The organism is Priestia taiwanensis, assembly GCF_014638355.1.
Classification (GTDB): domain Bacteria; phylum Bacillota; class Bacilli; order Bacillales; family Bacillaceae_G; genus Priestia_D; species Priestia_D taiwanensis.
Window position 1 is genome coordinate 281882 of the sequence record NZ_BMFK01000001.1, and the last position, 25520, is coordinate 307401.

Consider the following 25520-nt stretch of genomic DNA (forward strand, 5'->3'; position numbering starts at 1 on the left):
GGAATCATGATGGTTATTATTGGAGCTAGTTTTTGGGGGTTGTCAGGTGCAGTTGCTCAGATGTTATTTGAGGAAACGACAATTACTGCGGGATGGCTCGTAACAATACGTTTATTAGTATCGGGAGCATTACTTCTGTTATTTACGTTATGTACATCAAATCGTGGGGAAGTCTTTGGAGTTTGGAAAAAGCCAAAGTTCTTTGTACATATTTTGTTATTCGGTATCTTTGGAATGGTTGGAATTCAGTATTGCTACTTCGTATCAATTGAAACAGGGAATGCAGCAGTAGCAACATTATTACAATACTTAGCACCTGTATTTATTGCTATTTATGCAACGGTGAAATTTAGAGAGTTACCAGATACGAACAAAGTTATTTCGATTGCAATTGCTGTATTAGGAACGTTCTTATTATTAACGGACGGATCAATTGATAATTTAACAGTGTCACCAGTTTCTATGTTTTGGGGTGTATTATCAGGAGTAGCGCTAGCATTCTACTCATTATATTCAAAGGAATTACGCCAACATTACAGCGCTTCTGTTCTTGTTGGATGGGGAATGATTGTTGGGGGAATTGGGATGTGCTTCGTTCATTCACCATTTGATGTGCAAGGTGTAGCATGGACACTACCGACGCTTTCCAAAGTATTCTTCGTCGTGATTTTCGGAACGTTATTAGCATTCTATTTATACATGCTTAGTATGAAGTACTTAACGGCGCAAGAAGCTAGCTTACTAGGATGTACAGAGCCGTTAGTGGCAATTTTAGCGTCTATCGTCTTAATTAATATTCCGTTCGGTTACTATCAAATGTTAGGGGCTCTTTGTGTTATCGTGATGGTTGTAATGATGGGAAGAAAACCAGCAAGTCAGAAAGTACAAGGGAGTATGAGGTCAAAAGAAGCGGTATAACGTATCTTTTCGTCTCCAAGGTGTGGCATCTTTTGCCGAAGGTTGGTACAATAAAGAAAGACATTTCATATTAGAAATCAAAATCCATTCATGGGGAAGGCTTCTTCTCCATGATGTTTCATTTTCATGAAGGAGCGTCTTTTTATGCCAATACCTAAAAAAATGAAAACACCGACGAGATATACTGCGAAGATGTTAGCATTAACACAATTACAGCAATGGATTATCGTAGGAACGTTAGAACCAGGCGAAAAGGTGAACGATGCCGAGCTAGCTGAAGCAATTGGAGTTAGCCGAACGCCGATTCGAGAAGCGTTGCAAATCTTAGAATTACAAGGATTTGTTCAAATGTTTCCTGGAAAAGAAACGATTATTTCACCTATTTCTGTAGAAGCGGTGAAACAAATTTATCCACTTATGGCCTCGTTAGAAGTATTAGCGCTTGAGACAGCGATGGAGTATATTAATGAGAAAGAAATAGAACAAATCGTGGAAGTGAACGAACATTTCAAGGAAGCGTTAGAAGAGAACAGTACAGAGAAAGTCATTGAATATGACTTTGAGTTCCACCAACATATTACACAAGCAGCACACAACACGTATATCAACTCATTTATCGATACACTGCGTTTACATATTTCTCGAATGGAATATATTTTCTTTAAAGATTACAAATACGGAATGGTATCATATACCGAGCACTTGGCAATTATTGATGCGCTAAAAGCAAAAGATAAGGACAAGGCAATTGAATTATTGCGCGCAAACTGGTTACGACCAATGGAAGATATTATTCACAAAGTGAAGAACTAATTAAAAAGGCTAGAAGGCAATTAGTAATCCTACCGAATTTGTAGGAAAAGTTTCGCATGAATGCAAAAAATGCGGAATAAATGATTGCCTTCTAGTCTTTTTTAAGCTATTGTCTTTTGTAGAGGTGATATTAATGGAAAAAGTACTTATTTTCGGACATAAAAATCCAGACACAGACACAATTTGTTCTGCAATTGCATATGCAGCATTAAAAGAAGAGTTAGGCATGAATGTAGAGCCTGTACGCTTAGGTGAAGTAAGCGGCGAAACTCAATACGCATTAACAACATTCGGCGTAGAAGCTCCTCGTTTTGTTGAAACAGTAGCGAATGAAGTAAACGCTGTAATCTTAGTTGACCACAACGAGCGTCAACAAAGCGCGACTGATATTGAATCAGTTCGTGTATTAGAAGTTATTGACCACCACCGTATTGCAAACTTTGAAACAAGTGATCCTTTATACTATCGTTGTGAGCCAGTAGGATGTACGGCAACAATTTTAAATAAAATGTATAAAGAAAATGGCGTAGCAATTCGTAAAGAAATTGCTGGCTTAATGCTGTCTGCCATTATTTCTGACTCATTATTATTCAAATCGCCAACTTGCACAGAGCAAGATGTAGCGGCTGCGAAAGAATTAGCGGAAATTGCTGGTGTAGATGCAGAAGCATACGGCTTAGAAATGTTAAAAGCTGGTGCAGACTTAAGCGATAAAACAATGGAACAACTTATCTCTCTTGATGCGAAAGAGTTCGAGATGAGTGGCCGTAAAGTAGAAATCGCACAAGTTAACGCAGTAGATACAAATGATGTTCTGAAGAATCAAGCTGAGTTAGAAGAAGTGATTGGCAAAGTAGTAGCTGAGAAGAACTTAGACTTATTCTTCTTCGTTGTAACAGATATCTTAACAAACAATTCTGTTGGTTTAGCTATCGGTGCATCTTCTAACGTAGTAGAAAAAGCATACAATGTAACATTAGAGAACAATACAGCTCTTCTAAAAGGCGTTGTATCTCGTAAGAAACAAATCGTTCCTGTATTAACAGAAGCATTCAACGCGTAATAGCGTCATCGGACAAGCAAGTGGAGATATTCCGCTTGCTTGTTTTTTTATAGGTTCATTACCAAAATACAGGGATATATATACTTCACTCCGAGTGGCGCTTTCCGCGGGCGAGAGCGAGCCTCCTCGGCAAGCCTGCGGGGTCTCACTTTCCTCGCTATTTCTGCAGGAGTCGCCACTCTCCGCTCCGTATGTGATATATAAAAACAGAAATTTCTTTCTTTTTATAAGAGATATATGGTAATATCCTGTAAAAGGAGATGACGATATGTTATTTATTCAAAAAAGTTGGGTACATCATCATAGGAACTAACCTTGTATTCCCTGTTTAAAAACAGTGGGTAATACAGGGTTATTCCTGTTTACCCACTTTGCTTATAAAGCCATGTGGGTAGTTGTATACCTACATGGCTTTTTCTATTTTATCTAATAAGGAGAGATGATGATGCTACAGCTGAAAAATGTAAGAGGTACAAAAGATTTTAATCCAGGTGAACAACGATTACGAAATACAATTAAAGAAACGTGTGAGAAAGCCTTCCGCTTGTACGGTTTTAAGCCGTTAGAAACACCGATTTTTAATGAATTTGATTTAATGGCATACAAATACGGTGGTGGAGCTGAAATCTTGAAAGAAGTATATCAATTAACCGATCAAGGTGGACGACAGCTAGCATTACGTTATGATTTAACGATTCCTTTTACGAAGTATATTGGAATGAATAAAGATACCATACGTTTTCCATTTAAACGATATGAAATAGGAAAAGTATTTCGAGATGGTCCTGTAAAAGTAGGAAGGCACCGTGAATTTACACAGTGCGATGTGGATGTTGTTGGAGTTAAGGCTATGTCTGCGGAGGCGGAATTAATGGCGATGGCATCTGAAATATTACAATCATTAGGCATCGATGTAGTCATTGAATATAATAATCGAAAGTTATTAGAAGGTATCCTACTTGCATATAACATACGAGAAGAATTGATCGGTGATGTTATTTTGACAGTAGATAAATTTAATAAGATTGGTATTACGGGTGTACAAGATGAATTGCGTGAGAAGCAAGTGGAGGAAGACATGATTAGTCAAATAAGTGAGTTGCTTGCAAAAGAGACATTCACATTTGATTATTTCAAGCAAACATTTTCAAATGAACTTGTCCAAGAAGGGATACGAGAACTAGAAGAGTTAAATGTTTTTCTTGATTGTTTATGTATTCGCGAGTGTTGTATGTTCAATCCGTTTTTAGCGAGAGGATTGAACATGTATACAGGAACGATTTACGAAATTTTCGTTCGTGATGGTTCTTTCTCTTCCTCTATTGGCTCAGGAGGAAGATATGACCGCATTATTGGTCAATATGTAGGGGATGGAGAAGAGTACCCGACAGTTGGAATGTCATTAGGATTAGAATCTATTTTTACCGTATTAGAGAATCGTTTGCAAAGGGAAGAAGTGTTTGTCGATGTGTATATTATTCCATTAGATACATGGAAAGAAAGTTTGCAAGTAGCAATGACACTTAGGAAACAAGGGATACGAGTAGAGGTAGAGCAAATGAATCGTCGTTTGAAAAATGCACTTAACTATGCAAACAAAGAAAATATCCGGTATGTGTTCATTATTGGAGAAAATGAATTAGAGAAAAAAGAAATTGTATGCAAAGATATGTTCAATAAAACGGAAAGGAAAATTCCACTAGAAGAAATAGAGAAGGGATTCTTTAAAATATAGAATTTCGGGATAATAATAAATCCCTTTGGCTTCTTTTCGTTTTTTCGTTACAATAGAAAGTACGGAGAGAAACGGAGTGTGAAGTAAGATGCAAAAAGAAAAAGTAATTATTGTTGGTGGAGGACCTTGTGGCTTAGCAGCGGCAATTGCGTTGCAAAACATTGGCATGAATCCACTTGTCATTGAAAAAGGAAATATAGTTAATGCCCTTTACAATTATCCGACACATCAAATGTTCTTTAGTACAAGTGAGAAGTTAGCGATAGGAGATATTCCTTTCATTATAGAAGGTAGAAAGCCAGTACGAAACCAAGCATTATCTTATTATCGTACCGTAACACGTTTGAAGGATATTCGTGTCCATGCATTTGAGCGAGTAGAAGAAGTTCGTAAAGAAGAAAATTCGTTTGTTGTACGAACGACAAAACAAACAGGTGAGGAAACTGTATACGAAGCAACATATGTCATTATTGCGACAGGTTACTACGATCATCCAAATTACATGAATGTATCTGGAGAGAATTTAGAGAAGGTTTCTCATTACTTTAAAGAGGGGCATCCGTATTTTGATAAAGACGTCGTTGTTATTGGTGGAAAGAATTCGAGTATCGATGCTGCACTGGAGTTGGAGAAATCAGGAGCAAGAGTGACGGTTTTATATCGCGGGAAAGAATATTCACCAAGCATTAAGCCATGGATTTTACCAGAATTTGAAGGACTTGTTCGTAATGGAGATGTGCAGATGGTATTTGAATCTCATGTGAAGGGAATTACAGAAACAAGTGTTATATATACGGTACACGGTAAAGAATATGAAATTCAAAACGATTTCGTCTTTGCGATGACAGGATATCATCCAGATCATAGCTTCTTAACGAAGATGGGTGTTCAAATTGACGCTGAAACGGGCCGCCCATTATTTAAGGAAGAGACAATGGAAACGAATGTAGAAGGTATTTTCATTGCTGGTGTTATTGCAGCAGGAAATAATGCGAATGAGATTTTCATTGAAAATGGCCGATTCCATGGTGATTTAATTGCAAGTAAAATTGCTGAGTTAGAAAAGAAGAAATAACTTCTATAATGTGAGTGGTGTAGAATATATCTCCTTGTAATAGACAGTTCTAGTACTGTTTATAGCAAGGGGATTTCTTTTGTTAGAGAATCGATTTCTTACATAACTGTAATCTTTCTGTCATGTAATTCTATGGCTCGTCATAGGGTGACATTCTATACTATATGTAACAACGATACGAAGGAGAGATGAGGAATGAAAAGGGTTATTGAAGTTATTGTGGCAATCGTAGAAGTGTTGGTAGACGGGAAAAAAGTTGCGGCTAAATTGAATAACTAATTTTCTTCACTCAGGACAGTTCCCCGAAGTCGTATAGAATAAAGAAAGACAACCTAGCTACAATAGATTTTAGAGGAAGCCTGTGCTATCATTTAGATAGCATGACATGTAGATAACGAATAGTATAAATAAATTCTCATAGAAAAAGGATCGATAAAAAATGAGACATCTTTTCCTCGTTTTGTATTGATCCTTTTTCATTGATATGGATACTACTTAAATAGAAGAACAATTCGATACAATAAAGGGTGGGAATAGATTGAATAATTATAACGAAGCATCACAGTTTATATATACATATGCATTCCGTGAGGAGGAGCGTTCTTTATGCAATTTAGAAATGCGTGCGCTGTTTGGGATGGAGTCTCCGAATTATATTTTGAAAAGTACAACGAAGATAGAACCGAGTCGTAGCCCCTTTATAAAAGAGCGCATTGATGTTATGTATGAGGGAGATGAATTATCAGACATCTTAGCACAAGTTGGACAACTAGATGTGGGCGATGCGACATTTAAGATAATTTTTGTGAAAATTAATGACCTTGATGAAGCGAATAAAATAGAATACTGGGACCGTCGTGCGATGGAGCGAGAAATTGGTGAGTGTATTGACGGAGAGGCTGATATGCATCATCCAGATTTTATTTTTGGAATTGTTCCGTTTGGTGGGCGTTGGTATTTTGGACCATACATGGTAGGTGAGGCTGTGTGGCTTCATCATGTGAAGAAACCACGTAGTTATTCTACGGCATTAAGTACACGTGTAGCGAGAGCAGTTGCAAATATTGCTGTTCCTAATCCTGAGGGGGTTCGAGCAATTGATCCGTGTTGTGGAATCGGAACGGTATTAGTAGAAGCACTTTCGATGGGAATTAATATTGTTGGCCGTGACATTAATCCTCTTGTTGTTATTGGGTCAAGAGAGAACATTGCCCATTTTGGATTTGAAGGGGATGTAAAGAAAGGGCCAATCCAAGAAATTACAGAAACGTATGATGTAGCAATTATCGATATGCCGTACAATTTATTTACGCACGCAACACGAGAAGATCAGTTTGATATTATTAAACATGCACGCCGTTGTACAAAGAAATTAGTAGTTGTAACAATCGAACCAATCGACCATATGTTAGAAGAGAATGGATTTGAGATTATCGATCGTTGTATAACGAAAAAGGGAACATTCAAGCGCGAAATTCTTGTATGTGAATAACGAAAAAGACGGAGAATGAATGTTTTCCGTCTTTTTTTAGTAGAAGGAACAGCTAGAAAGGGATAGTTGAATCGAAATGTGCTAAAGTCAATATATATTGGTAGAGGGAGAGAAAAGCTAATGTTGCCGAGAAAAATAATTGCAGCGTCTATTTCAGGTCCGCTGTTTGCTATTATATTAGCAATGATAGAACCTTATGGTGAGAATGCTTTCCGTTCTGTTTCGAATTATATAAGTGCTGTTGCTGATGCAACTGTTATTTATATGTGGTATAGCTTCCCTGTGATTTTAGTGTATGGAGTTTCGACATCTCTTCTTAGTGACAAGATTGGAGAGGTGTATGTAAGAAGAAGAAAAGGGAAGGAAGAAGTTATTTCCTTTATTATGCACATTATTTTTGGGTTAGTTCTGTTCGTATTTAGCCTCGGGGCATCGATATTATTTTTCATAACGGACCGACTTTTGAAACGTCGTGAAAAAGAGTATGGGTGGGCGATTAGTATGATAAGTCTAGTCCTTCCAATATTAACGTTCTTTTTAGCAATGGAAATTGCAGAAAGATAGGTTTGAGTATAAAAAGAGTGCCACGCCGTCAAATTAGACGATGTGGCACTCTTTTTATTTTTAATGAATAAACATGTGGCGAATTTCCGCTAGTTCGTTTGTGTTTTCTAATGCAACAAGTAATTTAATACGTGCTTTTTGTCCATTTAAGCCATTTGAGAAGATAACACCAAGGTTACGTAATTGTTTACCTCCGCCTTCATATCCGTATACATCTTCAGCAACTCCGTTGAAACAACGAGAGACTAAGACGATTGGAATGCCTTTGTTTAGTAGCTTTTTAATAGCTGGAACAGTACGGGGTGGTACGTTCCCTTGTCCTAATGCTTCGATAACTAAACCGTGTAAAGGAATGTGGTCTAATGCTTCGAAGATTGATTCATCCATACCAGAGTATGCTTTTAATAACACAACATTTTTTGAAATGCCATTTATGCTATATTTTTCACGGTGCATCAATGTTTGATGTAAGAGAACACCGCTTTTTGTAACAATTCCCATTGGCCCAAACTGTGGGCTTTGGAATGTTGCGATATTACTAGTATGCGTCTTTGTTACGTTCTTTGCTGCGTGGATTTCATCATTTAATACGACCAATACGCCAGCGTTTTTTGCGTCATTGCTAGCAGCAACTCGCACAGCAGAAATAAAGTTTGGTAAGCCATCTGCACCTAGTTCGTTGCTAGAACGCATTGCACCAGTAATAACGATTGGAATGTTTGCTTGAACGGTTAAATCTAAGAAATAAGCTGTTTCTTCAAGTGTATCCGTACCGTGTGTTACAACTACACCATCGATTTTTTCGCTCTGTACTTTATGATCAATTATTTGTTGTAACGTACTCATTTCCTTTTGTGTCATGTGAGGAGACGGTAATTGAAAAACATCTTCTACTACTAGTTCTACATCTGAAAGTTCTGGAGTGAATTGCAATAGAGGATTTTGTTTCTTTGGCTTTACAGCACCTGTATTTTTGTCCTCTTCCATAGCAATCGTTCCACCTGTATGAAATACTGCGATTCGTTTCAAAAATAACACCTCGTTCATTTCAGGAATCTGTGGTAAAAATTCCTTTCTTTTTCTCTTTTTTATTATATAATAAAAAATATATTTAGCAATTAGGTAAAAAGTAGGGGGAATTGGGAATGTTTTGCACGGGAGACACGGTTATTTTGGAGGATTTAGAGTCAGAAGGACTAGGTACATACCGTAGTAAGTTAGTAGAGTATACAAACGATACGTTTATTATAGAATATCCTATTCATGAAGTAACTAAGAAGTTAATGATTGTGGAGAATGGGAGAAAAGTGAAGATATCTGTTGTAACAAAAGATCAACGAGTATTTGAATTTGGATCTAAACTGCTAGGTCGAAAGTTGCAACAAATACCAGTATTAGTATTTTCTTTTCCTGGAGAAAAGAATACGATACAAATACAACGACGCAAATATGTACGAGTAGAGACGTTTATAGATGTAAAGGTACAATCTCCCAAAAATGAATTTGTACCGTTTTCTACAACGACAGTGGATATTAGTGCAGGGGGAATGGCTATTCGTCTACCACACGCACACACATTTCTATCAGAACGAGAAATTTCATTACAATTCAAATTAGGAATGCGTGACAAATCTGTACAAGAGTTACACGTAGCCGGAATAGAAGTAAATATAAGAGAAATAAAAGGGGAGCAAACACCAGTCTTGTCGGTTGAATTTAAAGATATTCATGAAAGAGAACGACAAGCATTAGTACGTTATTGCTTCGATCAACAGTTATTATTACGTCAAAAAAGGTAGGAAGTCTTGCATAAAGTTCATTTTTCTATTCAAACTAACGAGAATAGTTCTTGTTAAGTAGGTGAGATGAGTGAGGCATGTGGATCGTATTCTTCTTATGTTGCTCGTTATTCATTTCGTTGTGTTGATTGTTGTCCAAGCATTATTTGCATGGACAGATGCTGTACACTACATGAATAAGGTTACGCATTATGAGGGTGTAATGAAAGAAGCACCGGTAGAAGCGATAGAAATATGGAAAAATAACAGTAGTCATCGTTAATTGAAAATAGATATGGTACAATAGAAAATGTTTATGAGCAGAAGCAGGGTATCCTGCTTTTTCTATGTACATAAATCAGAGAAGGTTTTGAATTATTAAGGAGGCACTATGAATAATATTTCAATCGCAATTGACGGACCAGCAGCATCTGGTAAGAGTACAGTTGCTAAAGTAATTGCAAAAAGACTAGGGTATTTATATATTGATACAGGTGCAATGTACCGTGCTTTAACATACAAAGCTTTAGAGAACAATGTAGACGTAGAAAATGAAAGTGCATTAATGCACTTATTAGAAGAGACAGATATGCAATTAAAGCATGGCGAAGATGGACAACTTATGTTTGTTGATGGTGAAGATGTATCAGAAGCAATCCGTTCACCTAAAGTAACAAATTCTGTGTCGCATGTTGCGAAACATGGGTTAATTCGTGAAGATATGGTGAAAAGACAGCGCGAGTTTTCATTAAATGGTGGCGTTATCATGGATGGCCGTGATATTGGTACACACGTATTACCTCATGCAGAAGTGAAGATATTCATGCTTGCATCTGTTGAAGAACGTGCACAGCGACGCCACTTAGAAAATATGCAAAAAGGTTTTCCGTCAGATTTTGAGAAATTAAAAGAAGAAATTGCACTTCGTGACAAGATTGATTCAGAGCGCGAAGTAGCACCTCTAAAGAAAGCTGATGATGCAATTGAATTTGATACAACATTATACAGCAAAGAAGAAGTAGTGGAGAAAATGTTAGATATTATCCAATCAACTATGCAAAAATAGGTTTTGCTATCTTAATTAAGCGAACAGTGATAGAATGAAGAGGACAGTGCTTTTGGGCGATGTTGGAAATGCTTTGTTCGTATACATCATTGTTCGTTTTTTTTTACATATTTATGATGAGTATGACGGTATTTTCGTCATAGGATAATGATTGTCCGCTAGTGCAGATACATGAACAAGCTTATATGGCTGACATATATTCAATTTAATGGGAGGTAAGTTATTATGACTGAAAAAACAAACCAAGAAGTTGTTGATACAACTGCATTACAAGTTGGCGACATTGTAACAGGAGAAGTAACAAAAGTAGATGCTAAGCAAGTATTAGTTAATGTAGGGTACAAAACGGATGGCGTGGTACCAATTAGTGAATTATGTAGCGTTCATATTGAAACAGCGAGTGAGGTTGCATCAGAAGGCGACAAATTACAATTAAAAGTAATTAAATTAGAAGAAGATGATTTAGTTCTTTCGAAGAGAGCAGTTGATGCAGCAAACGCATGGAGTGATTTACATGCGAAATTCAATAACGGAGACATCTTTAACGTAGTAGTACGTGACGTTGTAAACGGTGGACTTGTTGTTGATCTTGGAGTACGAGGATTTATTCCAGCATCATTAGTAGAGAAACACTTCGTGGAAGATTTTAGTGACTACAAAGGAAAAGAGTTAGCGGTAAAAATCGTTGAGTTAGAAGAAGAGAAGAATCGTGTCATTCTTTCTCACCGTGCAGTTGTAGAAGCGGAATTAGAGACGAAGAAGAAAAGCGCGACTGAGTCGTTAAAAGTTGGTTCTATCATGGAAGGAACAGTGCAACGCTTAACAGATTTCGGTGCATTCATTGATCTTGGTGGTGTAGACGGTCTTGTGCATATTTCACAATTGTCACATAAGCGTATAGAGAAGCCATCGGATGTATTAGAATTAGGACAAACAGCGAAAGTTAAAATATTAGCGGTAGATGTAGAGAATGGCCGCATTTCATTATCGATGAAAGATGCACAACCAGGTCCTTGGGATACACTAGGAGACGAAGTACAAGTTGGTGCAATCTTAAAAGGAACGGTTAGACGTTTAGTTAATTTCGGTGCATTCGTCGAAGTGTTCCCACACATCGAAGGATTAGTTCACGTATCACAAATTGCAAACAAACACGTGAAGAATCCAAATGAAGTATTAGAATTAGGACAAATTGTTCAAGTGAAAGTACTTGAATTAAATAAAGCAGAGAAGCGTATTTCTTTAAGTATTAAAGAAGCACAAGAAGAAGAAATTCAAGTTGATTTAGGCAAATACCAACCTACACAAGAAACGACAGGTTTCCAATTAGGTGAATTATTTGGTGATAAATTAAAGAATTTTGGCAAGTAAAATGAAAAAGATCGGGAGTATCGTACGATACTCCCGATCTTTTTTTTGTTAATGTTGGTTTGTTTCCCTCGCCTCTTCTGGTGTATCAAGTCGAGTTGCTCCTTTATAATGAATCGATTGATCACGATCTGATTCAACCTTGCGAGACTGCTTTAATTTCTTTTCTTGGCGGTCTTTTCCCATTGTGTTTTCCTCCTTTACTGAACTTCCCTCATAGTGTTCTTTTTCATTAGAAAACTATACGTAAGAAGGATTAAGTTACATAAAAAGATTCCATACTGGTAATAATAGGAGGAGAAAAGATGGAAGGATTATTTTTTTATGGAATTGCATGGGTTAGTTGGGTTGTGACAACGTTTCTTATGAGGAAAACGAAGATGAGACTTGTTTTGTCGGCATTTCTATTATTACTTATTATTTCGTCAACTTCGTATCAAGAAGTAGCAGGGGTGCGTGTATATGTCAGTGGAATACTATTGTTTATCATTGGAGTTAGTTTCATTGCTGCATCACCAAAAAGTAAATTGTTGTGCTCGTTGTATGCAGTGATGATTGGGATGATGTATAGCATGTTTCATTTTATTGAAATATATGATCCAGTGTGGCTTCAAGTACATCGTACAATTTTATTAGGCGGAATACTTGTGATGGGAAGCCTTTTTTACTCAGATCACCCATTTGTTAGCGTTGGTACGCTTTTGATGGGAACAATGCAAGGTGAAGTTATTTTAGCGATAACGTTAAGAGAATATGGTTTTCATAATTATGTAGGTGGTTTTTCACATTTAGATGCGTGTTTCGTAGCAATGGTATTTCTCGCATGCATCCATGCTATATTCCTGTTTTTAAGAACATCAAAAAAGACTACACACACATATGTAAAGGGGATGAAGTAAGTCGTGAATTATACATACGCCATTCTTGCTGGAGTCATCATTGGAACAATAACACGATTATACATGCTAAGAACGGATTATCGTCAGTACCCAACACATTTACATGGGAAGATTATTCATGTTGCGACGGGGGTTATTGCAGCGGCATTAGGGACAGTGGCAGTACCCTCTATTCTAGAAGAAAACTTCACAGCGGTGACATTTCTCACTGTGGCGGCGTCTCAGTTCCGTGAAGTACGTAATATGGAACGTAATACGCTCACACAGTTAGATAATTATGAGCTTGTATCACGCGGTGCGACGTATATTGAGGGAATTGCGCTTGTATTTGAAAGCAGAAATTACCTCGTTATTTTTACGTCATTTGTAACAACCTTAGTGTATATTATAGGCTATCATTGGTTTGATACGATGACGAGTATCTATATGAGAAATATAACTGGTGCAATTGCTGGTATCATCGCGGGAATTATTTGTTTGCTCCTTTCCAAGTCGTTGATGAGTGGAAAGCGGATTAAAGAACTTGTCGAGATTGAACATATTCCGCTACGCTTTGAAGGGGCAGGCTTATATATCGACAATATTTATATGCTAAATATCGGATTACCAGATCGACAAGAACAAATTTTGAAGAATGGGTTAGGGTTTGTGTTGAAACCACATAACGATAACGTGAAAGTAACGTTAGCCAATTTAGGGCAACGCCAGGCAATTTTACATGATTGTGCCATCGCGCTTGGGGTATACCGTGATACAGGAAATCCGTCGCTCGTACCGATAGCGAAGCGTGATTTAGATACTGGAAGGTTAGCGGTCTTTATTTTGCCATCTGATCGGAATGTAGAGAAAGCGAAAGACATTATTGGATGGGTTCCAGTACTAGAGAACGCAATTCGCTTACCGAAGAAACGATTAAGAAGGGAACGTGAACAAGCTGAGCATTGATGGATTTATATTAGCGGTTATCACAACGAATCCGAGTAAGATTGCAGGAGGAGTTGCTGTTTTTGCCTGTGAAACAACGGAAGAAGTACACCAAGTTACGAGTGATTTAGAGTATATATTAGACGGTACAGCACATAAACTCGGTAATGAAATGTTCATTATTGTGAAACATTAACCGTTCAGTAGTGGCGCAAAGTGAAAAAATTTGATAAAATAACGTGGTTATGACGAAAAGGATCCCTTCTTTTTTCTATAAGAAGGGATTTTTTTCTAAGAGTGCGTATATGAAGCGCATATGTATTTGTTTTTGTTATATATATTTACTATCTTTTCTATTCACGCAAATAGAGAGAATAAGGACCGTACGACAAAACATAGTGATACATATAGAGTAGATGAGCAAGAAAGGATGAAGATAGATGGCAAAACCAGTAATTGCAATTGTTGGTCGTCCGAATGTCGGAAAATCAACCATTTTTAATCGTATTGTAGGAGAGAGAGTTTCAATTGTAGAAGATATTCCAGGGATAACACGTGACCGTATTTATAGTGCGGGTGAGTGGTTAAATCATGAATTCAATATTATTGATACAGGTGGAATCGAAATTGGCGATGCACCGTTCTTAATAGAAATTCGTCAACAAGCAGAAGTAGCGATTGACGAGGCAGACGTAATTATTTTCATGACAAATGGTCGTGAAGGTGTGACATCAGCGGATGAAGAAGTTGCGAAAATTCTTTACAAGTCAAAGAAGCCTGTTGTACTAGCTGTTAACAAAATTGATAACCCTGAAATGCGCGAGCAAATTTGGGATTTCTATGCGTTAGGATTTGGTGAGCCATTCCCAATCTCAGGTTCTCACGGATTAGGACTTGGTGACTTATTAGACGAAGCAAGCAAACATTTCCCGAAAGACGCGGGAGATAACTATGGTGATGAAGTAATTAAGTTCTCTCTAATTGGGCGTCCAAATGTCGGAAAATCGTCATTAGTAAATGCGCTTTTAGGACAAGAGCGTGTTATCGTAAGTAACGTAGCGGGAACGACACGTGATGCAGTCGATACACCATATTCAAAAGACGGACAAGACTACGTAATTATCGATACTGCCGGTATGAGAAAGCGTGGAAAGGTGTACGAGAGCACAGAGAAATATAGTGTACTTCGTGCGTTACGTGCAATCGAACGTTCTGACGTTGTTCTAGTTGTATTAGACGGAGAAGAAGGTATTATTGAGCAAGATAAGAAAATTGCAGGATATGCTCATGAAGCAGGACGTGCAGTTGTTATTGTTGTAAACAAATGGGACGCAGTTAAGAAAGATGAGAAGACGATGAAGGAATTCGAAGAGAAGATTCGTGCACACTTCCAATTCTTAGACTATGCGCCGATTGTATTCTTATCAGCTAAGACGAGAAAACGTACGCAAACATTATTACCAATGATCAATAAAGCGTGTGAAAGCCATAACTTACGTGTTCCAACGAACGTGTTAAACGAAGTAATTATGGATGCAATTGCAATGAATCCAACACCAACGCACAATGGCCAACGTCTAAGAGTGTACTATGCGACACAAGTAGCGGTGAAGCCACCAACGTTTGTTGTATTCGTGAACGACGCAGAACTAATGCACTTCTCGTATGAGCGTTTCTTAGAAAATCGTATTCGTGAAGCATTTGACTTTACTGGCTCACCAATTAAGATTATTTCACGTACAAGAAACTAAACGTAAAAAAGGTGGGGATACTTATGGAGAAAATAGCGGTTGTCGGTGCAGGAAGCTGGGGAACAGCTTTAGCTATGGTATTAGCAGACAATCATCATGAAGTACGTCTATGGGGAAATAGACAGGAACAGATTGAAGAGATTAATACGTACCATACGAATGAACGTTATTTACCTAATATTAAGTTACCTGAAGGTGTTAAAGCTTATATCTCTTTAGAAGAAGCGTTAGATGGTGTAGAGAATGTATTGCTAGTTGTGCCAACGAAAGCGATTCGTGATGTGTTAGCGGAAGTATGCAAGATTGCGAAACAACCATTAACGATTATTCATGCAAGTAAAGGGATTGAACCTGGAACATCAAAGCGAATTACGGAAATGATTGCAGAAGAGATGCCAGAGCACCTTCTGAATGATATTGTTGTTTTATCTGGACCGAGCCATGCCGAAGAAGTAGCATTACGTCATCCAACAACCGTAACTTCTGCATCTAGCAATGTTAAAGCAGCAGAGAAAGTGCAAGATTTATTTATGAATGCGTATTTCCGAGTATACACAAACCCTGATGTAACGGGCGTAGAGCTTGGTGGTGCATTGAAGAATATTATTGCACTTTGTGCAGGGATTACAGATGGTTTAGGATACGGTGATAATGCGAAAGCGGCACTCATTACGCGTGGACTAGCAGAAATTACGCGCCTAGGTCGTGCAATGGGAGCGAATCCCCTAACGTTTGCAGGATTAACAGGAATGGGTGATTTAATCGTTACGTGTACGAGTGTTCATAGTCGTAACTGGAGAGCTGGTAATATGCTTGGTAAAGGCCATTCATTAGAAGAAGTACTAGAAAGCATGGGGATGGTTGTAGAAGGGGTACGTACAACGAAAGCAGCCTATCACCTTGCGAAAGAGATTGGTGTCGAAATGCCTATCACATCTGCTTTGTACGGTGTACTATTCGAAGGCAAGGATACAAAAGATGCGGTGGATTATTTAATGGGCCGCATTCGCCGCCATGAAGTAGAAGATATTGAAATATTTTAAAGGAAAAGCGCTCTAACATTAGAGCGCTTTTTCTTATTTGTTAGCTTACTTTAATAATCGTTAATTCTACCGCATTAATACCGTTGTCACACGTTACAATGCTTTGATCATTGAAGAAGCTATTATTTACAAGCCGAAGTGTTGAATTAGCCGGGATATAGACAATTGCTTCACCTACGAGCTGGTGACATCCAGTGTCGTCAGGGTCGTTAATTTGGATGTTGAAGTCTCCTTGTGCGTTAGCGAGTCTAGCACCATTTACGTAAATGGAAATGACGGGGATATGTGGGAATACTGGATTTAATGTTGTATTAATTGTAGCAATAAAGGAAACACGATAATCCCCAGCTTGTGGAATTCTGATTACACTTAAATCTGTATTTGTGATACAAATGCCGCCAGCAGATCGTCCTACTTGATTAAATGGGAACGACCCTCCAAAAGGTACGGTGATGAATGCTGTTTGCCAAAATGTGCCGTAAGCCGGACAATTAGCTTCGTGTTGTGGATAAAACTTTGGAGCAGAATAGTTTGATCTACCCATGTTAGTACACCTCTTTTCTAGTAGTGTTATTTGCTCTATTTATAGAGTATGTAAAGAGGTAGTAGAGTGATAGGGAATTTATGCTATACGAACGAAAAAAGATGAACAAGCCTATCTTAATCATTGGATTTTTAAGGAAAAAGAAGTGCCTCTATGACGAATGTAATAGAGGCACTTCTTTTTCGTATTATTAACTTAATTTAATAATTGTTAGTTCCACCGCATTAATATCATTGTCACATGTAATGATTTGTTGAGTAGGATTGTTATTAACAAGCTGGATAGTCGAATTAGCAGGAATTGAAATAATTGTCTCGCCAGAAAGCTGGTGGCATCCAGTTTCATCTGGATCATTAATTTGAAGTGCAAACTCACCTTGTGCGTTTGCTAGTCTTGCACCGTTTAGGAAAATAGAGATAATTGGAATATTTGGGAATACAGGATTTTGTGTTGTGTTAATGGTGGAAATGAAAGAAACACGATAATCACCGGCTTTTGTTACATGTACAAGAGTAGGATTTGTTGTGGAAAGGCATACGCCTCCAGCTGTTGGTCCTGTTTGATTGAAAGGGAATGCTGATGCAAAAGGAACTGTTACAAACTCCGTTTTCCAAAATGTACCATATGCAGGGCGGAAGCATCCGCAATCTGGGCAGCAGTCTGAATTTGAATAATAGGATTTACCCATTCTATTACACCTCACTTATCGTAGAATTGATAGCTTCATGAATAGTGTATGCGAGAAGAAAGAAGTGATATAGGAGGATGTACTAGTTAGAGATAAAACAGTGAATAGGTCTATATAAGGTTTATATGACAGAAATAGTAGTGTAATAGTTTGTGGGAATGAAAAGATGTAAATGGAGAGAAGGAATATGTTAAAGTACATACAATAGTAATAACGATTTAGCTTTATGTAATAGGGGTAGTTTTAGTAGCAAAAAAATATACATATGGGGTGTTTAGATGGGAAAAATGTTTTTTTATAGCGATCAAGTCGTGGTGAGTCCTCGTAATAGGCGATTGGATGTGTTACTGCTGGACGGAAGAGAAGTAGAAAAGGTGAGGGTTGGCTACATACCTTCTACGGAGGATAAAGAGAGGGAGTACTTCAAGAAGAAAGTGCAGTATTATGAGAGATACGGGATTCAGGACATATTCTTTTTTGACTTGTACAGTGAGTTTAATCCATTGAAAATAGAAGAACTACTTACTTGTGACATTATTCATCTTTCTGCAGGAGATCCAATTATATGTAGGGAGGCGCTTAAAGAACGTGGTATGGAAGAGGTGCTACGACGTTACGTACAGCAAGGAGGAACGGTTGTCGGAGTTAGTGGAGGGGCGGTACAATTCGGTAAATCTGCAAACTTATACAGCTTATTTATTGGAGAGTGTAATGATGAGGAATTTGATACGCTACATCTTGTAGACTTTGAATTTCTGCCTCATTATAATCGCTGGAATGATGATTTTAAGCGAGAGGTATTTCTATACGCTAAGATGACAGGAGTAACGATTTATGCTGGCAATGATGGAGATGGGCTGATTGTAGATGAAGATGGAACCGTTCATATGATAGGTGATATTGTAGTTATTAATGGTGAGTGAGGGATGAAATAAGCTCAGAGTGGTAGTTCTCTGAGCTAGTTATAGTAGTGTTAATTGGGAATCGTGATCTTCCTTAATGTATGTCGGAGTAAAGGTAGTCGAATATTTCTTTCTCCATTAGTGCTATTTGTGATTTTTTTGAAGATGGAAAATCGTGATGTTTTGACTTCTTTGTGCATAAGAAACAAGAACAGTGACCGTTTTCTTTCGATTAATTACTCGTTGATGACGTATGTATGCTTTGTTTTTCGTAATTGGTTTCTTTGGAAAATGAATAGCCTATAAATAGCCGCCAAATGTAATAATGAAGCTACTATAGGCTGATATTATTGACAATGAAACGACGACAATTTTTAGCATTTAAACTCACGAATGAAATCATCCATGTTGTTAGAAAGTAAGAGCGGTAGTGCCTTTTTAATTACGTCTATGTCCCAGTCCCACCAAGAAAGTTGTTGTAATTCGTCTATTGTTTCTGGTGAAAAACGATATTTTACTAATCTTGCTGGATTACCGACTACGATTCCATATGGTGGCACATCTTTTGATACTACGCTTCTTGCGCCAATAACAGCACCGTTTCCAACAGTGACACCAGACATAATAATTGCGCCACTTCCTATCCATACATCGTGCCCAATAATGACGTCTCCTTTTGTTTTAGGATGCCCGGTGATATGCTCGGCTTCAGGGAAGAAGGCATTGAAAGGGTATGTTGTAATCCAATCGACTCGATGATCCCCTCCTAAAAAAATCGACACATTATCAGCTATAGAACAAAACTTCCCTAATTTGAGCGTTGCACCCTCTCCCCAACTTCGAACGTGAAGCCCTCCGTAAGACCATTCTCCTATCTCATATGCAGCAAATTGCGGATCGTCTTTTAAGAACAAATTACTCTCCTCCTTATGGATGCATTGGTTTATATATATGGTGTGAAATAGGAAATAAGAGCATAGTGAATGTGTTTTTGTATAATGAATGTTTCTTTAGAATGACAGACATATATGTATAAAAAATAAAGAGTGCATTAAATAGCACTCTTCATCATTTATTGTATTTAATATTCTGGCATGGATGAGCTTTTCTTCACAATTTTATCTACTGTAACGTGCAACTCATCTGGCTTTAAGAACTCAATAGGCGAAAAACCTTTCTCAAATGCGAGCGTATCAGCCTCAATCATTAATACATAGCGATTATTTACTTTTGCAATATGTATTTGTTCTCCAAAGTCAGCAAGCAGCGCCTTGATGGAAATGTGGTCTGCTTTCATCTTCAATTCAACCTCTGGTGTACGTTCAACCATTTGAGCGGTCGCCTCGATGACTTCTTCGTTGCTAAAATGTTCTTGTATTTCACGCTGTGGGCTTGCTGCCCAGACTTCCATCGCTTGGTCGAACTGTTCCCGTTCTTCAGAGCCTTCTTCAAAGACATCATCAATTTGGTCGTATACAAGATCCATCACTTGCGTTTTCATGATTTCTGGCATTGATTCGCCATATTCAACGAATTTTAAGAAATCCTCGAAATAACGGGCATGCGACGCTTGGTGGATTTTTAGTTCACCAACTTCGATAACTCCTTCTTCTGGCATATATGGGTATTGAATGGACTTCATATTTTTTGTTGTAATGGCCATTTCAACGTTGCGAATGAGTGTTGCTTCGTCAGAAATTGATGCGACTTTTGGCTCGAAATCACATTTCAAGACGAAAACAAACGGATCGTCAAAATATTTACGTAGCTTTGCTTGAACTACAAGGAAAACACCGCCACGTACGGCACTTGTATCAATGTATGTATGAACGAGTGGCTCATTTGCCTCTTTAAACGATTCTTTTGTATCGGCGAATCGAATACGTTCAAATAAATTGTAGTTTGGATTGGAGTCGTAATCATGACCGCCTTCTACAATAAAGCGACCGATTTTTGTTGGAACTTGTTCGCTCTTTGGATGACGTTCTACTTTTCGCTTAGAGATTTTTAAAAGCTCTCCGTCTAAAAAGTCTTTTAACGGGCTGTTTTCATATTCCAGCGCATCTATCGTTTGAAAGTGTTTGTTGTATTTTGTTGCTTGTTCCCCTTTTCCATCAACGTGGACAACATAGAAGGAGAGGAAATTAATATCATAATCCATGCTTATCACCTAATTTCATGTCATTAACTCTTTTTAGTATAGGGAGAGGGACGGGGTTCGTCAATTTCAAAAGGTATGTTGTACGTCTGAATATATGCATTGAATATATCTACTGAGTTACACTTCCCTGTTGTGTACAGGAGGATACACTTTTTTTCTAGGTGTTTTCACCATTTTTGTTCTTGTGCATACGATGTGGAGACGAAGCAAGAAAGGGGAAGAAGAGAATGACTGGAAATAACGGTAACGGAAATGTTTTTGATAAAATACAGCAATCAGCGAATGTAAATAAAGATTCGATTTTTAAATTAGCGGATTCTGTTAAAGATGCTAATTTTAAGGATGAAGAAACGGTACGTCAATTAGTACGTCAAATTGCCTTATTAGCTGGAAAAGCGGTAACGAAAGAGAAAGAAGATCAAATCGTCAAAGCAGTTGTGACGAATAATATGCCTTTGGATTTTGCTTCCTTAAGCAATATGTTTAAAAAGTAAGAAAAATGGGCTTTGATATAGTAGTTCGTTGAAACAACAGTGAAAAAAGAGCATATTATAGCAATGAAGTAACGAGTTCAGTAGAGCAATGTTTAAATGGGAATATATAGTCTGTAAACGAAGCAAACGCCCCCTATGTTGCTTCGTTTTCTACAAAGAGAGCATTTTTGCTCTCTTTTTATTTTTCTTTCATTTTCGTATTTGTTAAAATAGTAACGTATTAGTAATAGTATTAAAATGGGGAGTTGTGTTTATGTCAGAAGGATTAATGAAAATGTGGCTATCTTTAGGGGGGATTGCCGGTTTATTTATATCTGTAGTACTTATTTTATTTAGTCGTCACAAATTGAAAAATAAAGTATTACGATTTACAACTGCATTTGTAGCATATGCGGTAATGATTTATTCCTCTTTCGTTGTGTTTCTTGTCCTATTTAGTTAGTGGACAAGATATAACAAAGAGCGGAGAATGGGGTAGGAGAAACATAGATGAAGAGAATAATAATGTTAGTGACGCTTATTTGCACCGTTAGTTTGTTGACAGGTTGCTTATATCCAGAGGATAATTTAAAGAAAAATCAAGTAGCATATCCAGACCAACTACAATCTGTTCAGACGGCTGTTAATACATTTAAGCAAAATACAGGTGGTATGTTGCCAATTAAGAATAGTGAACCGGATACGCCGATTTATCAGAAGTATCCAGTTGATTTTAATCGTCTAATTCCAGACTACTTGTCAGATTCACCTGGGAACAGTTATGAGAGCGGTGGTGTGTTTCAGTATGTATTAATAGACGTAGAAACAAATCCGACTGTTAAGTTATTAGATTTACGGGCTGTTGAAGAAGTAAGAGAGTTGAATTTACGTGTGAAAATGTACCGTGAAAAACATGGATATCCACCTTTTAAGGAGGTAATTTCAGAGCACGTATTAGCATTAGATTTTGAGAAATTAGGGTATAAAGAAACACCGCAAGTGGTTAGCCCTTATAGCGAGAAACATTTGCCATTGGTAATTGATAATGAAGGAAACATTTACATCGATTACAGCATGGATTTATATGCGAAACTACAAGAAGGTAAGCATACATACAAAGAGGGCGATGACATTCGTCCATTATTAACAGCTGATTCGCCGTTTGTTCCGGCATTCTCCTTACCGTATACGGTGAAGGACGGAGAACCTGTTTTTTTATTGAATAAGTAAGTCATGAACCTTTCTCTTTAGGAATATATTCTAGGGAGAAAGGTTTTTTGCTTGTCCTACTAAAGGTGAAAATAGATATAATATATAAAAAATTTTTTAATAGAGTCATAAGTATGAAGCCTATCATCATAAATATATATTGTCCTAGCGAATAAGCTTGTTAAAAAGAACATTCCCATATATATGATTCAGGAGGGGATCACTTGGAAAAGGTAGATATTTTCAAAGATATAGCGGAGCGTACAGGCGGTGATATTTATTTAGGTGTAGTAGGTGCTGTTCGAACAGGTAAATCTACTTTCATCAAAAAATTTATGGAGTCTGTCGTAATTCCGAGTATTGCTAATGAAGCAGATCGTATGCGTGCGCAAGATGAGCTACCACAAAGTGCAGCAGGAAAAACAATCATGACAACGGAACCGAAGTTTGTACCGAATCAAGCCGTGTCCCTTCATGTAGGGGAAGGGTTAGATGTAAACATTCGGTTAGTAGATTGTGTGGGATATGCTGTACCAGGTGCGAAAGGATACGAAGACGAAAATGGGCCTCGTATGATTAATACACCTTGGTATGAAGAACCTATTCCGTTCAATGAAGCAGCGGAAATCGGTACAAGAAAGGTAATTCAAGAGCATTCAACGATCGGTGTTGTCATCACGACAGACGGCTCAATTGGAGAGATTCCAAGAAGTGCATATATTGAGTCAGAAGAGCGTGTTATTGAAGAGTTGAAAGAAGTTGGAAAGCCCTTCATTATGATTATTAACTCTGTTCAACCTTTCCATCCGAACACGGAGGAACTTCGTCAAGAATTGATTGAGAAATATGATATTCCGGTATTGGCGATGAGTGTGGAGGGAATGAGAGAGGGAGATGTGCTTAACGTCTTAAGAGAAGCGTTATACGAGTTCCCAGTGTTAGAGGTGAATGTGAACTTACCAAGCTGGGTAATGGTATTAAAAGATAAGCATTGGCTCCGTCAAAGCTATCAAGAAGCGGTAGAAGAGACAGTGAAAGATATTAAGCGTCTGCGTGATGTAGACCGAGTAGTTCAACAATTCGGTGAATATGAGTTTATTGAGCAAGCAACATTAGCTGGTATTGATATGGGTCAGGGAGTTGCCGAAATTGATTTATATGCACCAGACGAATTGTATGACCAAGTGTTGAAGGAAGTTGTTGGTGTTGAAATACGTGGACGTGACCATTTGTTACAATTGATGCAAGATCTTACGTACGCGAAGACAGAGTTTGACCAAGTAGCAGATGCAATCCGAATGGTGAAGCAGACGGGTTATGGTGTTGCAGCGCCGGCACTAGCGGATATGAGCTTAGATGAGCCAGAGATTATCCGTCACGGTTCTAGGTTCGGAGTGAAATTAAAAGCAGTGGCGCCGTCTATTCATATGATTAAAGTGGATGTAGAATCGACCTTTGAGCCGATTATCGGGACAGAGAAGCAAAGTGAAGAGCTTGTTCGCTATTTAATGCAGGACTTCGAGGATGATCCACTGTCAATTTGGAATTCAGATATATTCGGACGCTCGTTAAGTTCTATCGTACGAGAAGGAATACAAGCTAAATTATCACTTATGCCTGAGAATGCAAGGTACAAATTGAAAGAAACATTGGAACGAATTATTAACGAAGGTTCAGGCGGCCTAATCGCCATTATTTTATAACGAGAGGAAGCGGGTCAATCCCTGCTTCTTTTTTTTCTTCAAAAGAGCTATAATAATGGCATTTTATTACATTAATTGGGGCTAATTTGCTAAAAATGTGGATTCGTGCACATTTTCTAATGAAATGTATTGAATTATCGAGAAGAATCGTATAATATAGGGCTTGATATTGCATTTATCTTATTGTTTGTAGTATAAAATTGTAGATTTTTGCCTACAAATGAAAATAAGACAAATCTAATTCCCTAATAAACAATTATTTGGGAGGAGGTGAATGGCATGAACAAGACGGATTTAATTAACGCAGTTGCTGAAGCTGGAGAGCTTTCTAAAAAAGACGCAACAAAAGCAGTTGACGCTGTTTTTGAGTCAATTTTAGAAGCTTTAAAGAATGGTGACAAAGTGCAATTAATCGGATTTGGTAACTTTGAAGTTCGTGAACGTGCTGCTCGTAAAGGACGTAACCCACAAACTGGTGAGGAAATCGAAATCGCAGCAAGCAAAGTTCCAGCTTTCAAACCTGGTAAAGCACTTAAGGACGCTGTAAAATAATTTTTACATAGCAACCCCAAAAGAAGGGTACCTTAGTAGGTGCCCTTCTTTTCTTATACTATTTGATATTTACTAGGGGGATTTTGAGAGATGACGAAGGTTAATTTAGAGCAAATTGAACATGCAGTTCGTTTAATATTAGAGGCTATCGGTGATGATCCAAATCGTGAAGGAGTATTAGAAACTCCAAAGCGTGTAGCGAAGATGTATGCAGAAGTCTTTTCTGGTATGCATGAAGATCCGAAAGAGCACGTAAAGAAAGTGTTTGGAGAAGATCACGAAGAGCTAGTGTTAGTGAAAGACATTCCATTCCACTCTATGTGTGAACATCATTTAGTACCATTCTACGGTGTTGCCCATGTTGCATACATTCCAAAAGGTGGACGAGTAACAGGATTAAGTAAATTAGCTAGAACAGTAGATACAGTTGCAAGAAGACCGCAATTACAAGAGCGTATTACATCGACGGTTGCAGATGCGCTTGTGGATGTATTAGAGCCGCATGGTGTAATGGTTGTTGTAGAGGCAGAGCATATGTGTATGACAATGCGCGGTGTGAAGAAGCCTGGTGCGAAGACAGTAACATCTGCTGTACGTGGCGTATTTACAAAAGACCAAAGCGCTCGTCAAGAAGTATTATCTTTCATTAAAGGCTAAAAGCGGGGGAATTCCTGCTTTTATTTTTTTACCGGTTTAATTTCTATGTTAGATGGAAATTAAACCGGTTTTTTTGTGAGAAATAAAAGATAGTAAGTTGTGTAAGAGATACAACAGAGAAACGGAAAAAATGTAATGAACG

29 protein-coding genes are annotated in these 25520 nt (G+C 37.8%); 23 read left to right on the forward strand and 6 right to left on the reverse strand.

What is annotated here, in order from left to right; translation table 11 throughout:
• The first annotated feature begins 6 nt into the window (after positions 1 to 6).
• The 7 genes from IEV41_RS01420 to IEV41_RS01450 all read left to right on the forward strand — a co-directional run bounded on the left by IEV41_RS01420 (position 7) and on the right by IEV41_RS01450 (position 7660).
• A complete protein-coding gene (locus tag IEV41_RS01420) occupies positions 7 to 918 on the forward strand; it encodes a DMT family transporter (protein ID WP_188388638.1) in 912 nt (303 codons plus the stop codon).
• A gap of 144 nt (positions 919 to 1062) precedes the next feature.
• Positions 1063 to 1731, forward strand: coding sequence for a GntR family transcriptional regulator (locus IEV41_RS01425; RefSeq protein WP_188386673.1), 669 nt, complete (start codon positions 1063 to 1065; stop codon positions 1729 to 1731).
• 133 nt (positions 1732 to 1864) lie between these two features.
• Positions 1865 to 2794, forward strand: a complete 930-nt coding sequence (locus tag IEV41_RS01430) for a manganese-dependent inorganic pyrophosphatase (protein ID WP_188386674.1) — start codon at positions 1865 to 1867, stop codon at positions 2792 to 2794.
• Positions 2795 to 3239: 445 nt separating this feature from the next.
• Positions 3240 to 4529 (forward strand): histidine--tRNA ligase, encoded by a 1290-nt coding sequence (locus IEV41_RS01435; RefSeq protein ID WP_188386675.1) that lies wholly within the window; start codon positions 3240 to 3242, stop codon positions 4527 to 4529.
• Between the two features lie 88 nt (positions 4530 to 4617).
• Complete coding sequence (locus IEV41_RS01440; protein WP_188386676.1) at positions 4618 to 5604, forward strand: YpdA family putative bacillithiol disulfide reductase; 987 nt, start codon at positions 4618 to 4620, stop codon at positions 5602 to 5604.
• Between the two features lie 538 nt (positions 5605 to 6142).
• Positions 6143 to 7096 (forward strand): TRM11 family SAM-dependent methyltransferase, encoded by a 954-nt coding sequence (locus IEV41_RS01445; protein ID WP_188386677.1) that lies wholly within the window; start codon positions 6143 to 6145, stop codon positions 7094 to 7096.
• A 120-nt stretch (positions 7097 to 7216) separates the two neighbouring features.
• Positions 7217 to 7660: a hypothetical protein gene (locus IEV41_RS01450; protein ID WP_188386678.1), complete on the forward strand. Its 444-nt coding sequence runs from the start codon at positions 7217 to 7219 to the stop codon at positions 7658 to 7660.
• 60 nt (positions 7661 to 7720) lie between these two features.
• On the opposite strand, the gene IEV41_RS01455 is transcribed toward IEV41_RS01450, so the two are convergent.
• Positions 7721 to 8689 carry an asparaginase gene (locus tag IEV41_RS01455; protein ID WP_188386679.1) on the reverse strand — a complete coding sequence of 323 codons (969 nt, stop codon included), beginning with the start codon at positions 8687 to 8689 and terminating at the stop codon, positions 7721 to 7723.
• 116 nt (positions 8690 to 8805) lie between these two features.
• Between IEV41_RS01455 and IEV41_RS01460 the strand changes: the two genes are divergently transcribed.
• From IEV41_RS01460 to rpsA, 4 genes are all read left to right on the forward strand, one after another.
• Positions 8806 to 9459: a flagellar brake protein gene (locus IEV41_RS01460; RefSeq protein ID WP_188386680.1), complete on the forward strand. Its 654-nt coding sequence runs from the start codon at positions 8806 to 8808 to the stop codon at positions 9457 to 9459.
• Between the two features lie 79 nt (positions 9460 to 9538).
• On the forward strand, positions 9539 to 9721 hold the full coding sequence (locus tag IEV41_RS01465) for a DUF5359 family protein (RefSeq protein ID WP_188386681.1): 183 nt from the start codon (positions 9539 to 9541) through the stop codon (positions 9719 to 9721).
• A gap of 108 nt (positions 9722 to 9829) precedes the next feature.
• Positions 9830 to 10504 (forward strand): (d)CMP kinase, encoded by a 675-nt coding sequence (cmk, locus tag IEV41_RS01470; protein ID WP_188386682.1) that lies wholly within the window; start codon positions 9830 to 9832, stop codon positions 10502 to 10504.
• A 225-nt stretch (positions 10505 to 10729) separates the two neighbouring features.
• On the forward strand, positions 10730 to 11875 hold the full coding sequence (rpsA, locus tag IEV41_RS01475) for a 30S ribosomal protein S1 (protein WP_188386683.1): 1146 nt from the start codon (positions 10730 to 10732) through the stop codon (positions 11873 to 11875).
• A 48-nt stretch (positions 11876 to 11923) separates the two neighbouring features.
• On the opposite strand, the gene IEV41_RS01480 is transcribed toward rpsA, so the two are convergent.
• The gene (locus IEV41_RS01480) at positions 11924 to 12058 is read right to left on the reverse strand and encodes a YpzI family protein (RefSeq protein ID WP_188386684.1); all 135 of its coding nucleotides are present in this window, start codon (positions 12056 to 12058) and stop codon (positions 11924 to 11926) included.
• Positions 12059 to 12177: 119 nt separating this feature from the next.
• Here IEV41_RS01480 and IEV41_RS01485 point away from each other — a divergent pair, with 119 nt between their 5' ends.
• The 5 genes from IEV41_RS01485 (at position 12178) to IEV41_RS01505 (ending at position 16489) form a co-directional block, all read left to right on the forward strand.
• Positions 12178 to 12771, forward strand: coding sequence for a YphA family membrane protein (locus IEV41_RS01485; protein ID WP_188386685.1), 594 nt, complete (start codon positions 12178 to 12180; stop codon positions 12769 to 12771).
• A 3-nt stretch (positions 12772 to 12774) separates the two neighbouring features.
• On the forward strand, positions 12775 to 13716 hold the full coding sequence (locus IEV41_RS01490) for a YIEGIA family protein (RefSeq protein WP_229722113.1): 942 nt from the start codon (positions 12775 to 12777) through the stop codon (positions 13714 to 13716).
• Complete coding sequence (locus IEV41_RS01495; protein ID WP_188388640.1) at positions 13706 to 13891, forward strand: capping complex subunit for YIEGIA; 186 nt, start codon at positions 13706 to 13708, stop codon at positions 13889 to 13891. The genes IEV41_RS01490 and IEV41_RS01495 overlap by 11 nt, the downstream gene beginning before the upstream one ends.
• A 244-nt stretch (positions 13892 to 14135) precedes the next feature.
• A complete protein-coding gene (der, locus tag IEV41_RS01500; RefSeq protein WP_188386686.1) occupies positions 14136 to 15446 on the forward strand; it encodes a ribosome biogenesis GTPase Der in 1311 nt (436 codons plus the stop codon).
• Between the two features lie 23 nt (positions 15447 to 15469).
• Positions 15470 to 16489: an NAD(P)H-dependent glycerol-3-phosphate dehydrogenase gene (locus tag IEV41_RS01505; protein ID WP_188386687.1), complete on the forward strand. Its 1020-nt coding sequence runs from the start codon at positions 15470 to 15472 to the stop codon at positions 16487 to 16489.
• 40 nt (positions 16490 to 16529) lie between these two features.
• On the opposite strand, the gene IEV41_RS01510 is transcribed toward IEV41_RS01505, so the two are convergent.
• Together IEV41_RS01510 and IEV41_RS01515 are read right to left on the reverse strand one after the other, a co-directional pair.
• Positions 16530 to 17033 (reverse strand): preprotein translocase, encoded by a 504-nt coding sequence (locus IEV41_RS01510; RefSeq protein ID WP_188386688.1) that lies wholly within the window; start codon positions 17031 to 17033, stop codon positions 16530 to 16532.
• 190 nt (positions 17034 to 17223) lie between these two features.
• Positions 17224 to 17721, reverse strand: a complete 498-nt coding sequence (locus IEV41_RS01515; protein WP_308420321.1) for a preprotein translocase — start codon at positions 17719 to 17721, stop codon at positions 17224 to 17226.
• A 278-nt stretch (positions 17722 to 17999) separates the two neighbouring features.
• Here IEV41_RS01515 and IEV41_RS01520 point away from each other — a divergent pair, with 278 nt between their 5' ends.
• Positions 18000 to 18644: a Type 1 glutamine amidotransferase-like domain-containing protein gene (locus IEV41_RS01520; protein WP_188386689.1), complete on the forward strand. Its 645-nt coding sequence runs from the start codon at positions 18000 to 18002 to the stop codon at positions 18642 to 18644.
• A gap of 353 nt (positions 18645 to 18997) precedes the next feature.
• Here the strand turns inward: IEV41_RS01520 and IEV41_RS01525 are convergent, their stop codons facing one another.
• Both IEV41_RS01525 and IEV41_RS01530 read right to left on the reverse strand, forming a co-directional pair.
• A complete protein-coding gene (locus IEV41_RS01525; protein WP_188386690.1) occupies positions 18998 to 19537 on the reverse strand; it encodes a CatB-related O-acetyltransferase in 540 nt (179 codons plus the stop codon).
• Between the two features lie 167 nt (positions 19538 to 19704).
• Complete coding sequence (locus IEV41_RS01530; RefSeq protein WP_188386691.1) at positions 19705 to 20784, reverse strand: DUF3900 domain-containing protein; 1080 nt, start codon at positions 20782 to 20784, stop codon at positions 19705 to 19707.
• Between the two features lie 227 nt (positions 20785 to 21011).
• On the opposite strand from IEV41_RS01530, the gene IEV41_RS01535 reads away from it, so the two are divergent.
• From IEV41_RS01535 to folE, 6 genes are all read left to right on the forward strand, one after another.
• Positions 21012 to 21278 (forward strand): stage VI sporulation protein F, encoded by a 267-nt coding sequence (locus tag IEV41_RS01535; protein WP_188386692.1) that lies wholly within the window; start codon positions 21012 to 21014, stop codon positions 21276 to 21278.
• Positions 21279 to 21531: 253 nt separating this feature from the next.
• Positions 21532 to 21720, forward strand: coding sequence for a DUF2768 domain-containing protein (locus IEV41_RS01540; protein WP_188386693.1), 189 nt, complete (start codon positions 21532 to 21534; stop codon positions 21718 to 21720).
• A 47-nt stretch (positions 21721 to 21767) separates the two neighbouring features.
• Positions 21768 to 22487, forward strand: a complete 720-nt coding sequence (locus IEV41_RS01545; RefSeq protein WP_188386694.1) for a YphF family lipoprotein — start codon at positions 21768 to 21770, stop codon at positions 22485 to 22487.
• Positions 22488 to 22690: 203 nt separating this feature from the next.
• The gene (spoIVA, locus tag IEV41_RS01550) at positions 22691 to 24169 is read left to right on the forward strand and encodes a stage IV sporulation protein A (RefSeq protein WP_188386695.1); all 1479 of its coding nucleotides are present in this window, start codon (positions 22691 to 22693) and stop codon (positions 24167 to 24169) included.
• 279 nt (positions 24170 to 24448) lie between these two features.
• Positions 24449 to 24721 carry a non-specific DNA-binding protein Hbs gene (gene hbs / locus IEV41_RS01555; protein ID WP_188386696.1) on the forward strand — a complete coding sequence of 91 codons (273 nt, stop codon included), beginning with the start codon at positions 24449 to 24451 and terminating at the stop codon, positions 24719 to 24721.
• Positions 24722 to 24811: 90 nt separating this feature from the next.
• Positions 24812 to 25378 carry a GTP cyclohydrolase I FolE gene (gene folE / locus IEV41_RS01560; protein WP_188386697.1) on the forward strand — a complete coding sequence of 189 codons (567 nt, stop codon included), beginning with the start codon at positions 24812 to 24814 and terminating at the stop codon, positions 25376 to 25378.
• Positions 25379 to 25520 lie beyond the last annotated feature (142 nt).